We start from the raw sequence: 13,779 nt of genomic DNA, 5'->3' as shown, positions 1-13,779 counted from the left end.
CTATCTATATACGCGATGCCGATCGATCCCGAACGCTTCGCCCGCATTGCCAAGGCGCTCGCCGATCCAAGGCGATTTCAGATCCTCGAAGAGATCGCCAATTGTCGTGAAGTCGGCTGCCAGCGGTTGTGCGAACAGTTTCCGGTGGCGCAACCGACGATGTCGCACCATCTGAAGGAGTTAGCGAGGGCCGGCCTGATCGAGCCCTGGCGAGAAGGACAGTTCGCGTTCTATCGCTTCCGCGCTGATGTGCTGCACGACTATGTCACGGCGCTCGAGGCTCGGCTTGGTATGGGCACTCCAGGGAACGCGCGACGCGTCGCGGAGAACAGCTCCCGTGAGGCAGAGGCACGTCTTCGTCGAGAGACGAGAAGCTGAGTCTTCCGAGCACCAACGGCACGGGATCTTCTTTAGGTATTTGGTAGTTATATAGATGGATATAGAAATGCCGATTCTATGAATCGGCGGAGGTGAAGGATGAACGAAGTCAGGAGCGAAGCTCCAGTGGTCGAGGTAACGGACGAGAATTTCTCTGCCGAGATCGAGTCGCATCGCGGTGCAGCGATCGTCGATCTTTGGGCAGAGTGGTGTGGCCCGTGCCGAGCACTGGGTCCGATAGTGGAAGATCTCGCGCGCGATTTTGACGGGCGAGTGAAAGTCGCCAAGCTGGACATCGACAACAATCCGGTGACCACCGCGCGCTACAACGTGCGGTCGATCCCGACGCTTCTCTTCTTCCGTGACGGAAGGCTCGTTGAATCCGTTGTCGGACTACGTTCGAAGAACGAGCTCGCCGCGCGCATCGCCAAGCTCGCGGCCTGAGGAGGAGGGTGACGGAAGGGCGGGGAGGACAGGTATATGAAGTCCAAGAATTCAAGAGCGGCGAAGAGACTACCTGCGCGTGCCGACATTTCGGCAGCGGAGGGCGCCGAGCTGCTCGATCTCTACATTGCTGAGCTGTCGCGGGCCCCTGTTCGCACGGCAACCGACCAGAAGGATCTTGCTCGTCGCTATCGCGAGGAGTCGTTGTCGCTGGCCGATCGCGAAGCGGCGCGTGCAGAGCTCATCCGCGCGAACCTTCGGTTCGCATTTTCAATCGCGAAGCAGTACCAACACCGCGGTCTTGGCCTCGAGGATCTCGTGAGCGAGGCGAATGCTGGTCTGGTGCGCGCCGCCGACAAGTACGATCCGGATGTCGGCGTCAACTTCATCAGCTACGCCGTTTGGTGGATTCGGCAGGCGCTCTCGTCGGCGGTGACGAAGCACGGCCACGCCGTTCGTGTCCCGCTTGGGCGCGCGACCGATGTCTCGCGTATCGCCCGCGCTCAGCACGTCCTTCGGGACAAGCTCGGTCGGGAACCCAGCGATGACGAAGTTGCTCAGATCGCGGAGCTGGACGTCGAGTTGGTGCGCAGCATACGCGCGCTGTCGCAACCGACTCACTCGTTCGATGAGCCAGTGGCGGGTCGTCGTGGCGATCCGTCTCGTCTCACTCTCGCGGACGTCATCGCCGTCGAGCCGGCGGACGACGCTCCAAGCGGAGCACCGACGCTCGAGGACGAGTCCCGTCGCGCGGCGCTCGATCGGGCAATGGATGTTCTCAGCCCGCGTGAGCGTCAGGTTCTGGTCATGTACTACGGGCTGGGCGGGGACGAGCCGATGACGCTCAAGCAGATCGGTCACGCCTTTGGGGTTAGCCGCGAGCGGGTGCGCCAACTTCGCGAGCGGGCGCTCGGTCGGCTGCGCAGCGACAAGGCGCGTCAGCTGTTCCAGGAGTCGGCGGCGTGATTGCAGGTGCAGAGCTCGAGCCCCTCGTCTCTCCCGACAGCGAGGTGCTCGACGCCTACTCACGCGCGGTGGTCGGGGCGGTCGATCGAGTCGGGCCCGCCGTGGTCCACCTCGAAGTGGCCGGCGTTCCCTCGCCGGCTCGGCGTCGCGGTACGCCCAGTGAGACGAGCGGTACCGGATCGGGTTTTTTCTTCACGCCCGACGGTTTTCTGCTGACGAACAGTCACGTCGTTCATGGGGCACGCGAGGTCCGCGCCAACTTCGTCGACGGTACCACACACGTTGCGTATCCCGTGGGTGATGATCCGTCGACGGATCTCGCCGTGCTCAAGGTCGACTATCCGGCGCCAGCGTTCGCGGCTCTGGGCGATTCAAGTCAAATTCGGCAAGGTCAGTTGGTGGTAGCGATTGGTAACCCTCTAGGATTTCAGGCTACAGTTACCGCCGGTGTCGTGAGTGCTCTCGGGCGAACGATGCGTTCGCAATCTGGTCGTTTGATCGACGGCGTCATTCAGACGGACGCCGCGCTCAATCCGGGAAATTCCGGCGGGCCGCTCGTCAACTCGCGGGCTGAGGTCGTGGGAGTCAACACCGCGATCATTGCCGGCGCGCAAGGGATTTGCTTCGCGATCCCCGCGAGCACGGCCCAGTTCGTCGCATCGCGGCTCATTCGCGACGGCCGAGTGCGGCGGAGCTACATCGGCGTCGTTGGGCAAACGATCGCGCTGACACGACGACACGCGCAGCGTTTTCATCTGGCCGTGCAAGGTGGCGTGCTCGTTACCGATGTCGGATCAAACAGCCCCGGCGAACGCGCCGGACTCCGACCGCGGGACATCATTATCGCAATCGGTAGCGGCGTGGTCGGAAGTATAGACGACCTGCAGCGTCTGCTCACCGAAGACCTGATCGGACGCGAGACGGATCTCTCGATCCTTCGAGCGGGGACGCAGCGGATGATTCGCGTCCGGCCTGCGGAAAGCACCTAACGCGCTGCGATCAAGCGCTCGGCGGCAACCTGTGCGCCGTCGATGCGTACCGCGGTCGCGATGGACCGCGCACGAGCAGCCACCTCTGATTCGAGCGCTTGCTCGAGCGCCTTCGACAGGGAATCAGTGGTCGGTGCGCCGGAGGCGTGCGCGACACCAATGCCGAGCTGTTCGACTCTACGTGCCCAGTAGTGCTGATCGTACATGTGAGGCACGACGACTTGCGGTGCGGCGCCTAACGCGGCGGCCGTTGTTGTTCCCGCGCCGCCATGGTGGACGACGGCTGCGACTCGCTCGAAGAGCGCCCGCTGGTTCACTACGCCGATAGCCACGCAATCGACTTCTTTGTCCGCCAGTGCGAGATCGGCCCAGCCTCGTGAAACGATTGCGCGGCGGCCAAGCGTCCGCGCTACTTGGACCATTATCCGACTCAGATCTTTCGGCGCGCGAATGCTGCCGAATCCGAAGTACACCGGCGGATCTCCGGCGTCGAGAAATGCCTCGATCTCACTCGAGAGTGCGCGGTCATGGGACACGACCCAGGCGCCCGTTTGAAAGACCGACGCGTCGGCCCCTTCCGGCCACGGCCCCAAGGTAGGGTCGGCTGCGAGCCAGGGCCGATCGGTGAAAATGTGCGCGCGCACATTGGTGACAGGCGAGGCCGATCGATGCGCGATGGGTGTTGAGCACAGCACCGAACAGATCGTTGAATCGCTGCGTGTCGCGCGCCCAGAGCTCGCGATTGTCATCCGTCGCGTGAGCGGCGGGCTGCCCCGGGACCGGCGGCAAAGGCGGCGGAGCATGATGCTGCGACGGCAGCACCGTTGGGCAGTACGCGGCGAAGACATACGGGATGCCCATCGTCTCGGCGACGGAACGAGCGGCAATCTGTAGTGCGGTCGCTGCGACAATCATGTCACAGTCCTTCGCGGCAGCGGCAATCGTCTCGAATTGTGTTGCGACGCTTGCTTCCGCCATTTGGCGCCGGCGCTCAGGCAGGAGCGGATTCGACGTCGCCGTGTGACTCGATGCGGTCATCTTGCGCAACTCCGGCCCAATCGGAGTGACTTCCATCCCCAGGTTGTCGATCCAGTCCTGGAAATCGGGCGGCACGCAAAGGCGAACATCCTGGCCGACTGCCTTCAGCTGCAACGCCGGTGCGACCAACGGCTGCACATCGCCACGTGACCCGATCGTCGACAGCAGTACGCGCATGTGAGCTCCGGGTGTGCCTACAGTTCCCAGAGAGCCTTGCTCGCTAGGCCCTTTGCGCCGCGCTGGCGGCGGCACGCTTGAGCAGCGACAGTAAAGCGCCCTCGTTCATCGACTCCCAGGCATCGGGGATTGGCGCGAGACGGCGCCATTCGCTGCCGCTCTGGAAGGCGAGCCAGCCTTTGCGATACTGAGGCTCAACAGTAACCCGTGGCTCGCTTTTTTGACGGCGCTCGCTCGCGACTCGGCTTCCCGAACGGCGATCACGCCCCGCGCGACGATCGATAATCGTCGGCCGCGAGTCCCAGACATCCCACCAACGCCCGCTTTCGTCCTGAACCCGGCGATGAGGCATATCTCCAAGCGACTCCCACGCGCATCGGCTGCGGCGTTGACTCGATGATTCGGTTGTTTTCTGGAAGATTTGGGCCGCGGCGTTCATCGACGATTTAGCTGAATCGGCATGACCTCGGTCACCGGCGACGTCGGAGTATCAACACTCCGACAATGGCCAAAACGGCGAGTCGGGCGGCCATCCACCGTCGATCGACAGCGAAGGTGAGGTCATAGCTGGTCACTGACGGAATCCCAGCCTTCGCGAGGACGCTGTCGCGCCAGAGCGCTCCGCCGGCGCGGAGGACTTCGGGCGCGTGATAGCGGCGCTCCGTCTCGTTAGTCGATCGACGCAACTCGATTGCGGCGCTTGTATCGCCGGCCAGAGATCGCGTTGCCAGCTGTTGCATCCGTTGTCCGTCCACCAGAGCACGCGGAGGCGAATACATGGGTGCAAACGCCAAACTCCAGCGCAGGCTGTCGGTAAGTACCGATGGCGCCACACCGGGCATCGTCGCGTACCGCGTCGTCGTCCGAATGGCGCGTGCCCGCCAAGGTGGAAAGAGCACGATGACGACGGCGAGGGCAAGGACACCCAAGACGCCGAGACGCTCTACTCGGCTCGCGGACCACCGCACTTCAGGAGCGTTTGACCTGCGTTGCGCCCGAGCCTTTGTCGTCAAAGCACAGAGGTCGTGTTTCGTTTTCCGGCGAGCGCGCTGTGGCGGGAAGGGACGGCGGAGGCTTACCAACCCAGACGACGCAATGACGCGCCGGCAGGCGATCGTGCGTCGCGATTCCCCACCAGCTGCGCGGATCGGGCGTGTACAGCGTCACATGGACGCCAGGCGGAAGATGAATCGTTGGCAATGCGCGGAGCGAGGCAACGTATCGCGTCGAATCGTAAAAGAATCCTTCCTGCGCCGTGACGATGTGATCGAGCGAGCTCGCAAGGAGGGACTCGTACCGCCGACGCCGACCCCCGCTCTCATAACGCGCGATCGAAATGACGACGATCACACAGACGAGCGCGGCCCCGGTGATCACGCCGTTGCGCCGCGTGAGGAGTGACTTCAGCGACACTTGCCGCTTCGGCGTCGGCGCCGGTGCGCCGCCCGCGGGACTCCCCGTCATAGCTCGTTAGGCTTTGTCCGACCGATACAGCGGCGTCTCGCGATCATCACGCGGAATGAGGTCTCCACGAGGGACGAGTCGTGTCCGTTGCTGATCGCCCACGACCGGAATGGAACTGTCGAGGACGACGCGCTCGACCGAACGATTCGGAGAGGAACGGAGCCGGTCGGTGAACCTACGGTCGGCGAATCGCATCCGCGCCTGTGAGGTGAGAAACGCGATCGCGAACACGCCGACGCCGCAGAGCAGGCTGTTCGGCGCGGAGCGGCCGGCGTCCGGGGTGAAGGCAATCGCCATCGAGTACAGCCACACGAAGACGCACATCGCGAGCAAACCATGACCCGCCGAGAGCAGCACACGTTCGCGCATTGGAAAGGCTCCTGAGAATCGATCGTCCTGCTCGGAGTTGCCGGAGAAGACCCGACCGCGCATGGTGAGTGCGATGCGCCAAATCGTTCGCGCGCAGAGGCCAATCGCGATCGCGAAGAACACGTCCGCAACATTGAAATTCGTCGTTAGGCCGCGCACGCTCGTAAATGCGATGAAGTCCACCACTCCGTGCGGCGGGAGAAGCGCGTCGGCGAGATTCGCCGCGCCCGCACCGAGGAGCAAACCGAGTGTAATCGGCGCGCTTGGGTCGACCGCTTCCAGTTGCCGGCAGACCGTCACCACGAGAGCGGCCACGGCAATCGTGAGGAACGCGGTGAGCGGCAGCTCGAAGCCGCCGCTATCGAGTCCACCGGCCAGATGCGTGTTACGGACTATTGTGAGATGCCAGCCCGCGCCGAGCACTTGGTCGCCGGTGCCAAGCCCGCGAATCGCCCATTGCTTGGTCGCGAAATCGGCGATGAAGACGAGACCCGCGGTTGCCACGAGCCGATCGATGGGATCCCTGCGCACGATCGATAATCGACTCGTTAGGACTTCGTGGTGCCTGATGCCGGCGGCGGCGCCGCGGGCTTTCCGCGAACATTCGTACGAATGACGAGCTCCGGTCGGGATCGGCCCGCGGCGCGGGCTGTCACGCTCAACGCGCCGGTATCGGCTGCTGCCTGCCAGACTACGTGGGCAACGCCAGTGCTATCCGTCGACGCCTCGACAGGCGTAACGCTTCCCTTGCCCTCGACGTCGAACCGCACCGTTACGCCGCGCTGAGGTGTTCCGCGCGAATCGGAGACCTTCACCGACAGGCTGCCAAACGATCCCGGACTGACGACTGAATCAGGAACGGCGACTGCCGCGAGCGTGGGCCTCGTGAACTGCGGAATGGCGATCAACAACAGGATCGCGATGATCACGAAAATGGCGACGGTCTCGAATATCGAGAATCCGTTGCGCACGGCACGGCTCACGAACGGCCTCCTTGGCTGCTGGCACTCGCCCGCATCAAAAGTGCACGGGTAGTGCCGAAACGCCGCCTATTATAAGCGGAAGTCGTTATGAGAGCTATGAAAATGAATCGGGCGCGCGCGACGGCGCTTCCGGGTCGTGTGCGCTACGCGGACTCGCGCCGAAGGGCCTCGGTTCGCTCGCCGTCGACGTCGCCGGAGCGTCCGGGACGGAAGCTCACCTTCACACCGCCAAATCGAAGCTCGGCAGCTCCCTGAATGATCGCTTCGCCATCGATGCGCCTGCCATCGACGAAGGTGCCGTTTGTCGAGGCAAGATCGATGAGGTGCCAGACTGAGCCCCGGCGCAGCAGTGTCGCGTGCGCCCCCGAGACGCTGTCGTCAGCGATGCGAACGTCGTTCTCGGCGCTCCGGCCGATGTGAATGACGGGCCGCTCGACGGGGAATCTCGCGCCTTTCAGAGGACCATCGCTCAGGATTTCGATCGTAGCGAGGGCTCGGCGATCGGCTTCCGTCGGCCCCGGCATCGACACAGGCGCCAGGATCTCGAATCGAAATTCGTGATCTCCAATTCGGATCACGTCACCCTGACCAAGCTGTTGTGAACCGCGGACTTTTGTCCCATTCACGAGCACGCCGTTCGTGCTCCGGTCGGTGACGATGTAACCATGCAATGAGGGAGCAATGAGGGCGTGCTGGCGTGATACTGAGGTAGAAGGAAGCACGACCTGACAGACAGGGTCGCGACCGATATGCAATCCACTCGGCGGCACGCCGTGCACAGATCCTTTGCTCAGGTCGATGATTCTCGCTCCGAAGTCATCCGTCGCGGGCTCGGGCAGGACTGGCGGGATGGCTGGCCGTGGTTCGTCTTCGACTTCGATTCCGACGACCGAGGAGGTGCTTTCGACTAGAGACAACTCGCCGTAACGAATCCGGCAATCGCGCACTTCGATGCGGGCTCCATGTGACAGTTGCCTCGGCTCCGACCCGAGAATGAACCCCTCGACGCGAACCGGCATCGAACCCGCCGCACGAATCGAGGCCGGCGTACCAGGGATGACCGTGATGATCGCGAACACGGGCAAGGCATTGAGCGCGGGTGCGTTCACCGCTCCCGCAGCCCGCCCTCCGAGCATGTTCTCGCCAATTCGAAGCGGATAGCGCTCCCGCGCGATAACCAGAAACGACATGGAGTTCCAAATGGTGGCACGGCGCTGACATACGGGCGCGCCGGGAGACACCGCCACACGGTATCCCGATGTGAGACGAACCGATACCGATTTCGTGACGGCCTCTACCAGGGGACCGTCTTTAACCGGCGAGGTTCGCGGCGCCGCGAAAGCCTCCGACGCACAACATGATCACTCCCACCGTTCCCACTCCCGCCGTCACGGGCCCGACCCGCATCGCTCCGGTTGCACCTTCGGAGCGGCGGCCTGCCGCCCGGCCAGCGCGCGCCCGTCCGCGGTTGATCGCCGGCGACACCGCTTGGGGTGCCGCAATGTCGGCGATTCTGGTACTCGTTGCCGGTGCGCTTGCACTCGCGACGTCTCAGCCGTGGCTCTTCGCCGCGCTGGGGCCGAGCATCGTTGTCATCGTGACCTTACCTGGGCAACCAACCTCACGGTTTCATAGCGTTGTCATCGGTCATCTCTCGGCGCTCCTCTGCGCCTGGCTTATTGTGGTTCTCGTTGGCGCGTCGGGCTCCAGCCTGGGAGACGGCAACATCACTGTCGCGCGCGTGTGGGCAAGCGCAATGGCGGTTGCAATGACCGCGTTGCTTCAACCAACGCTCCGGGCAAATCATCCGCCCTCCGCGGCGACCGCGCTGCTCGTCACGCTCGGCGCGTACCACCTCACGTGGAAAAATTCGATGAGCATGATGGGCGGCGTGGTCGTGATCGCGCTCATGGGTGAGTGGTTCCAGCGCATCAGGCTGAAAGACGAGCCGGTGCGGCGATGACCAATCGACATCAGGGAAAGGCGCGCCGAAAGCTGGAGGTCACCGACCTCGATCTCGTGCGCTCGGGACTCGACGACGAATACGAGATTCTCGAGGAGCTCGGCCGCGGCGGAATGGGGATCGTCTATCGCGCGCGTGAGCGACAGCTCGAGCGCGAGGTCGCGATCAAGGTGCTTCCTTTCACGCTCGCCTTTGACCGCGAACTGGTCGAGCGGTTCCTGCGCGAGGCACGCACGGCAGCGGCGCTCGAGCACACGAACATCGTGCCGATTTATCGCGTTGGCCGCCGTGGCGACGTGATCTTCTTCGTAATGAAGTTGCTGCGGGGCCAATCCGTGTCCGATCGCTTGCGCGCGCGGGGGCGGATTTCGGCGGCGGATGCGCGACAGATCATCATCGAAACGGCGGCGGCCCTTGGGTACGCGCATCGCCGCGGTGTCGTGCATCGCGACGTGAAGCCGGACAACCTGCGCCACGACGAGGATGGCCGCGTCGTCGTGACGGACTTCGGGATCGCGCGGTCCGCGGGGGCGACACGCCTGACGACGACGGGCATGTCCGTCGGTACGCCGAAGTACATGAGCCCCGAGCAGGCGCGGGCGAAGGACGTCGACGGGCGCAGCGATATTTACAGCCTTGGCATCGTGGGTTACGAGTGCATAACGGGCAATCCGCCGTTCGATGCCGGTGACGCGCTCGGCACGCTCATGAAGCACATTCAGGCGCCGCTACCGGTGCCTACTCTCGACACCGCCGACGATCGCGCGCTCTTCACCGTGATCGAGCGGATGCTCGCCAAACATCCCGAGGATCGCTACCGGGACGCCGACGAGTTGATCGCGGCGCTGGGGGGCCGCGAGATCAGTGTCGGAACGGGCGAACATCGGCGATGGGTGCCGACTCCGGCACCGCTGTCCGTTGCCGACCCGACGGCCAGGACGGCACCGATGTCCCGCATCGAGGGCTTCGACGGAGCACAGTCGCACTCGACACCGGCGCTCGACGCGGCGTTCGATGCGAGCGTTCAGATGCTCAAGCGGCACCGACCCAAACTGCGAGAACTGCTAGCGAGCATGCGAGGCGGGATTCGCGGCATGCGTCCCGTGTTCGCTGCGATGCGCCGAGCGGCGTCGGGGCTGCAACCGACAGCGCGTGCTGCCGCAAGACTCCTCGGCCGTTATGGGCGCCGCGTCTCGGAATGGGCGAGACGGATTCTGACGTCTCGCGGTTCGACCGTTTCGATTGCGAGCGCCTTCATTATTGCCGTGGCCGTTCTGACCTTCTCGGCGTTTCGCATGACCGCCGGCGCGCCACGCAGCCAGTCGCGCTGTCCGCCGGGCGTCGCGATGGATGGTAGGCGACCGTTCGGCATACTCGTCGACTCGGTTGGCAGCGCGCCCCAAGGCAAGGACGTGAAGGTGAGCTATGACGTCTGCGGTTTGGACGATGGCACAGCATTCAAGGTGCGGATGTCGGTCGTCCGCGAAGGCACTCGCCATGCCGCGGATCGCATGATGGCGAGCTTCGACGATGCGGCCGTCGGAGCAGGAACGCGGCGTCAGCATTCGCTTGCCGTCGCGCCGCTGCCTGCCGGTAATTACCGCCTAACGGTGGTCGTCACCGACGATAAAGGCCGAAAGCGCGATCGCGATCTGCCACTGCGCATCGTGAGCCAAGATTAAGGCAAGAGAATCTCCCTAAAACGGAAGCCACCAGAAGCGTTTGTGCTTGCGCGGCGTCGCTCGAACGCGAGCGCGACTCCGCGCCGCGGTGGGACGTGCGCCGGCGTAGTACACGTGGTACGTCCGCGTCGTCTTCCCCGGAATGGGCGGCAACAACAATCGCGCCGAGCCCTGGCTCGAGCGAAGGAGTGCCGCCGTCGCCATGCCCAACGGGCGCGACGAGGGGAAATCAACGCGAACGACCGCACCGCCAACGAGACGCTCGCCGCGATTGCGGACGGTGACATCGAAACCGTCGGCACGTGATGATACGCGTGCATCGAGCTGAGCGCGGACGCGCCACCAATCGGCGATCTCACCGGTGGTCGCGAGCCAGACCACCGTGTCGGCCGCGAGCGTGCGCGCAACACGCGCGAGCGCCGGGACGAGATTGGGTCCGGCGAGCAACTGGGAGTGATAGCTGAGCGCATAGAGACCGCCGAGAGCACGGTACCGCGCATACTCGTCGAGCAGCAATCTCGCGGTCGCGGTCGCATCGTTATGCGCGGCCGCCGCGGCAGCAAAGTCGTCGCTACCCACCCGGCCAATCAGCACGAGCGTATCACGTCCGACCGGAAGCAACTCCGGCGAGACCGAGCGCGAATCGTTGGCGCCGAAGAGATATCGGCCGCCGAGGGCGAGCCATGCGCTCATGGTCGCGACGTCGAACTGTTCCTGCGGTGGGCGCAAGCCGTCGACGGGCAGCCCAAGGAGCCGCGCGAGATCGTGCTCCGACGTTTCGAGGCGAGCCTGCTGGTTCGCGAGCGGCAGCCCGCCTAACAAGCGATGATTTTCGGTGTGACTTCCAACTTCGCCAGCGTTGGCAAGGTCGCGCGACAGTCTGGGATAGCTACGCGCGAGATCCGACGTGAGAAAGAACGTCGAGCGGACATGGGCCGCCTCGAGTGAATCGAGTGCGTACTGCGCATTGGGAAAGCCGGCCTCGACGTCCTGAGCGATTGCGGCGGCGGCGATTCGCCCCTTCGGCCAGGGCTCGATGCTGCCGAGCGGCAGGCCAGCCACCCACGCGACGCTGTTGCGGACGAGGAGTGCACTCAGCGCGCGGTCCCAGGGCAAATGCACGACGTCGCGCAGCTCGAAGCCCCAGTAGACGAGCCGCCCTTTACCTAACGGTGCGTGCGTGATGGCGACGTCGAGCAGCGGCAGGTTGCCTGCGGGTTGCGGCTGTAGGGCGTAGTCCGAGAAGAATGCGTCGCGCTGCGGCAGGCGCAGCGCGACCTGTCGACCCGGGTTGAGATCGATTCGGGAGCCGGGCGGAATGTCGACCGTGAGCGGGCTGCCAGCGGGGATCGTTACGTACGCCATCGGGCGCGAGTCGAGCGTGTCGGCGCGGGCGGCGCCGGTCGAGCCAACGATCAGTCCATATCCGATCGGCCGACAGCCGGCGTCGTAGACGCCGGTGAGGCCCGTGATGATGACGCCCGCGCCTCGAGCAGCAAAGCCATCGATCGCCTCATGAGCCTGCACCGTTAGGCATGGTGAGGAGGGGATGACGAGAACCCGAGCGGTGCGATCGGTACTCGCCTCGCCGGCGGTCACGATGCGTGCTTCAGCACCTGCGGCCGAGAGCGCGGCTCGCCAAGTGCCGGTAATCGAATCGAGGGCTCCAGCTGCGCTATAAAAAGACGCTGCGGACTCGTCACGCAGCACGTCAACGACTACCCGGGACGGCAGACGGGAGTCGGCGAGGAGCGATGGCATTCGCTGTACGACGCGGGAACCGGAAAAGCGCGCTGGCTCCGGGCGTGTCGCGGCGTCTCCCCGGCGCAGCGTCAGCATGACCGACACGACGACGACGAGCGCCGCCGCGAGCGAGAAGCCAAGGGACGTCGGGCGCGGGCGATTCATTTCTCGTCGGCGACGATGCGTTCGAAGTACGCTGATTCGCCGTCTGCAGCAGGAAGCTCGAGCCGTGGGCGTCGCGCTTCACGCAACTTATAGGCGACGTAACTGCCGACGGCCATCACGATCGTGACGAGAAACGACACGAGAATGATCGTGGAGAGCAAGATATTAATAGACACTCAACATCCAGTCTCGGGTGACAACCAACTCACAAGCGGCCTGCACGTTCGAGTTTCCCCCATGTCATGCGTACGCGAGCAACTTCTTCCGCCGTCGCGAGGAGCTTCGCGACGTCGATCATCGTTATGAAAAAGAATCGATAGCCAACGGCGTACGGGATCAGCCGCAAATCCTCTCCTTCCATGCCGACCGCGTAGAGTGCCGCGGCGACGTCGAGCATGGTGAGCAACGCCCACCAGTAGAGCACGCCCGACGCCGCGCCGGCAGAGAGCGCTGCCACCGTGAAGAGCAGGTTGCCGACCACGTTCATCGTCGGCCAGACGACTGCCTCGAAGAGCATAACGAGCAGTGAAAGCCAGAGCGCCACGCCTCGTTGTGGAGCACGGAGCCATGATGCGCGCTTGCGCAACGCCTGCAGGATACCGCGCGTCCAGCGGTAGCGCTGCTGCACGAGATCGAGGAAGTGCTCCGGCGCTTCCGTGTACGCGATGGCGCGCTCCTCGTAGGCGACGTGCCAGCCGGCCGTGAGCAGCTTGAGCGTAAGATCGGCGTCCTCGGCGAATGTGTCGGTGTCGTATCCGCCGGCGCGCAACAGCGCGTCGCGACGAAACACGCCGATCGGCCCGGGAATGATGTTCACGACGCGCAGGAAGCCCTGAGCGCGCCGAGCCGTATTGAGCCCTTCGACGTACTCGAGCGCCTGCAGCTTCGTCCAGAGGTTCTGGCGATTGACCACCTTCACGTTTCCCGCAACCGCGCCGACGCGCGGGTCGATGAAGTGCCGCATCGCAAAGCGCAGCGTGTCCGGATGGAGGCGAGAGTCGCCGTCCATGCACAGAACGAACTCTGTGGTCGCGAGCGTCATGCCGGTGTTCAGCGCGGCGGCCTTGCCACCGTTGTTCTTGCGAACGACTCGAATCGTCGATTCACCGTACTGGCCGGCGACTGCCGACGCGCGCTCGAAGGTGCGATCGCTCGAGCCGTCGTCGATGACGATGACGTGAAAAACCGGATACCGAAGCTCGAGAAGACTGCGCAGCGCAGGCGCAATCACCGCCTCTTCGTTGAACACGGGGACGAGGATCGTCACGGGTGGTTGGTGCGTGCACTCCGCGTCACGACCGCGATTCTCGATATGTTGCAAATAGCTCAACCACAACAGCAGCACGTAGCGGACGATGAGGACGACAAGAAACGTCAACACAAACGCGATCGCTATTTGGAGCGCGGTCGTCTGCATG

The 13,779-nt window shown here is 64.1% G+C and carries 17 protein-coding genes; 6 read left to right on the top strand and 11 right to left on the bottom strand.

Going from position 1 to position 13,779, the window contains the following annotated elements; all coding sequences use genetic code 11:
- Nucleotides 1–15 precede the first annotated feature (15 nt).
- The 4 genes from VGH98_05005 (at nucleotide 16) to VGH98_04990 (ending at nucleotide 2,777) form a co-directional block, all read left to right on the top strand.
- The gene (locus tag VGH98_05005) at nucleotides 16–378 is read left to right on the top strand and encodes a metalloregulator ArsR/SmtB family transcription factor (GenBank protein HEY2375313.1); all 363 of its coding nucleotides are present in this window, start codon (nucleotides 16–18) and stop codon (nucleotides 376–378) included.
- Between the two features lie 99 nt (nucleotides 379–477).
- Entirely contained in the window at nucleotides 478–822 is a 345-nt protein-coding gene (gene trxA / locus VGH98_05000; protein ID HEY2375312.1) for a thioredoxin, read from the top strand.
- A 36-nt stretch (nucleotides 823–858) separates the two neighbouring features.
- On the top strand, nucleotides 859–1,788 hold the full coding sequence (locus VGH98_04995; protein HEY2375311.1) for an RNA polymerase sigma factor RpoD/SigA: 930 nt from the start codon (nucleotides 859–861) through the stop codon (nucleotides 1,786–1,788).
- Nucleotides 1,785–2,777 (top strand): trypsin-like peptidase domain-containing protein, encoded by a 993-nt coding sequence (locus VGH98_04990; protein HEY2375310.1) that lies wholly within the window; start codon nucleotides 1,785–1,787, stop codon nucleotides 2,775–2,777. Before VGH98_04995 ends, VGH98_04990 begins: the two co-directional genes overlap by 4 nt.
- Here VGH98_04990 and VGH98_04985 read toward each other — a convergent pair.
- The 8 genes from VGH98_04985 to VGH98_04950 form a co-directional block, all read right to left on the bottom strand.
- On the bottom strand, nucleotides 2,774–3,313 hold the full coding sequence (locus tag VGH98_04985; protein ID HEY2375309.1) for a nucleotide disphospho-sugar-binding domain-containing protein: 540 nt from the start codon (nucleotides 3,311–3,313) through the stop codon (nucleotides 2,774–2,776). The genes VGH98_04990 and VGH98_04985 overlap by 4 nt on opposite strands.
- A complete protein-coding gene (locus VGH98_04980; protein ID HEY2375308.1) occupies nucleotides 3,303–3,992 on the bottom strand; it encodes a glycosyltransferase in 690 nt (229 codons plus the stop codon). Before VGH98_04980 ends, VGH98_04985 begins: the two co-directional genes overlap by 11 nt.
- A gap of 43 nt (nucleotides 3,993–4,035) precedes the next feature.
- Nucleotides 4,036–4,344: a hypothetical protein gene (locus tag VGH98_04975; protein HEY2375307.1), complete on the bottom strand. Its 309-nt coding sequence runs from the start codon at nucleotides 4,342–4,344 to the stop codon at nucleotides 4,036–4,038.
- 118 nt (nucleotides 4,345–4,462) lie between these two features.
- Nucleotides 4,463–4,960, bottom strand: coding sequence for a hypothetical protein (locus VGH98_04970; protein HEY2375306.1), 498 nt, complete (start codon nucleotides 4,958–4,960; stop codon nucleotides 4,463–4,465).
- A 1-nt stretch (nucleotide 4,961) separates the two neighbouring features.
- On the bottom strand, nucleotides 4,962–5,456 hold the full coding sequence (locus VGH98_04965; protein HEY2375305.1) for a hypothetical protein: 495 nt from the start codon (nucleotides 5,454–5,456) through the stop codon (nucleotides 4,962–4,964).
- 6 nt (nucleotides 5,457–5,462) lie between these two features.
- Complete coding sequence (locus tag VGH98_04960; GenBank protein HEY2375304.1) at nucleotides 5,463–6,356, bottom strand: signal peptidase II; 894 nt, start codon at nucleotides 6,354–6,356, stop codon at nucleotides 5,463–5,465.
- Between the two features lie 17 nt (nucleotides 6,357–6,373).
- On the bottom strand, nucleotides 6,374–6,808 hold the full coding sequence (locus tag VGH98_04955; protein ID HEY2375303.1) for a hypothetical protein: 435 nt from the start codon (nucleotides 6,806–6,808) through the stop codon (nucleotides 6,374–6,376).
- A 143-nt stretch (nucleotides 6,809–6,951) separates the two neighbouring features.
- A complete protein-coding gene (locus VGH98_04950; protein HEY2375302.1) occupies nucleotides 6,952–7,998 on the bottom strand; it encodes an FHA domain-containing protein in 1,047 nt (348 codons plus the stop codon).
- 167 nt (nucleotides 7,999–8,165) lie between these two features.
- Between VGH98_04950 and VGH98_04945 the strand changes: the two genes are divergently transcribed.
- Together VGH98_04945 and VGH98_04940 are read left to right on the top strand one after the other, a co-directional pair.
- Nucleotides 8,166–8,771, top strand: coding sequence for an HPP family protein (locus VGH98_04945; GenBank protein ID HEY2375301.1), 606 nt, complete (start codon nucleotides 8,166–8,168; stop codon nucleotides 8,769–8,771).
- On the top strand, nucleotides 8,768–10,453 hold the full coding sequence (locus VGH98_04940; protein HEY2375300.1) for a serine/threonine-protein kinase: 1,686 nt from the start codon (nucleotides 8,768–8,770) through the stop codon (nucleotides 10,451–10,453). The genes VGH98_04945 and VGH98_04940 overlap by 4 nt, the downstream gene beginning before the upstream one ends.
- Nucleotides 10,454–10,468: 15 nt before the next feature.
- Here the strand turns inward: VGH98_04940 and VGH98_04935 are convergent, their stop codons facing one another.
- Genes VGH98_04935 through VGH98_04925 form a run of 3 tightly spaced genes read right to left on the bottom strand, consistent with a single transcriptional unit; the run spans nucleotide 10,469 to nucleotide 13,778 of the window.
- Nucleotides 10,469–12,361, bottom strand: coding sequence for a polysaccharide deacetylase family protein (locus VGH98_04935; protein ID HEY2375299.1), 1,893 nt, complete (start codon nucleotides 12,359–12,361; stop codon nucleotides 10,469–10,471).
- Nucleotides 12,358–12,537 (bottom strand): hypothetical protein, encoded by a 180-nt coding sequence (locus VGH98_04930; protein HEY2375298.1) that lies wholly within the window; start codon nucleotides 12,535–12,537, stop codon nucleotides 12,358–12,360. Before VGH98_04930 ends, VGH98_04935 begins: the two co-directional genes overlap by 4 nt.
- Nucleotides 12,538–12,566: 29 nt before the next feature.
- Nucleotides 12,567–13,778, bottom strand: a complete 1,212-nt coding sequence (locus VGH98_04925) for a glycosyltransferase (protein HEY2375297.1) — start codon at nucleotides 13,776–13,778, stop codon at nucleotides 12,567–12,569.
- Between the last annotated feature and the right edge of the window lies 1 nt (nucleotide 13,779).

It is taken from the genome of Gemmatimonadaceae bacterium (genome assembly GCA_036496605.1).
Taxonomy (GTDB): Bacteria; Gemmatimonadota; Gemmatimonadetes; order Gemmatimonadales; family Gemmatimonadaceae; genus AG2.
Note: the sequence above shows the minus strand (reverse complement) of the source record. Positions and strands in the feature narration are given on the sequence as shown.

Bases quoted from the DNA above. Each gene is read 5' to 3' on its own strand.
- VGH98_05005 (HEY2375313.1), top strand. From the start codon at position 16: ATGCCGATCGATCCCGAACGCTTCGCCCGCATTGCCAAGGCGCTCGCC.
- trxA (HEY2375312.1), top strand. From the start codon at position 478: ATGAACGAAGTCAGGAGCGAAGCTCCAGTGGTCGAGGTAACGGACGAG.
- VGH98_04995 (HEY2375311.1), top strand. From the start codon at position 859: ATGAAGTCCAAGAATTCAAGAGCGGCGAAGAGACTACCTGCGCGTGCC.
- VGH98_04980 (HEY2375308.1), bottom strand. From the start codon at position 3,992: ATGCGCGTACTGCTGTCGACGATCGGGTCACGTGGCGATGTGCAGCCG.
- VGH98_04975 (HEY2375307.1), bottom strand. From the start codon at position 4,344: ATGCCTCATCGCCGGGTTCAGGACGAAAGCGGGCGTTGGTGGGATGTC.
- VGH98_04965 (HEY2375305.1), bottom strand. From the start codon at position 5,456: ATGACGGGGAGTCCCGCGGGCGGCGCACCGGCGCCGACGCCGAAGCGG.
- VGH98_04950 (HEY2375302.1), bottom strand. From the start codon at position 7,998: ATGTCGTTTCTGGTTATCGCGCGGGAGCGCTATCCGCTTCGAATTGGC.
- VGH98_04945 (HEY2375301.1), top strand. From the start codon at position 8,166: ATGATCACTCCCACCGTTCCCACTCCCGCCGTCACGGGCCCGACCCGC.
- VGH98_04940 (HEY2375300.1), top strand. From the start codon at position 8,768: ATGACCAATCGACATCAGGGAAAGGCGCGCCGAAAGCTGGAGGTCACC.
- VGH98_04935 (HEY2375299.1), bottom strand. From the start codon at position 12,361: ATGAATCGCCCGCGCCCGACGTCCCTTGGCTTCTCGCTCGCGGCGGCG.
- VGH98_04925 (HEY2375297.1), bottom strand. From the start codon at position 13,778: ATGCAGACGACCGCGCTCCAAATAGCGATCGCGTTTGTGTTGACGTTT.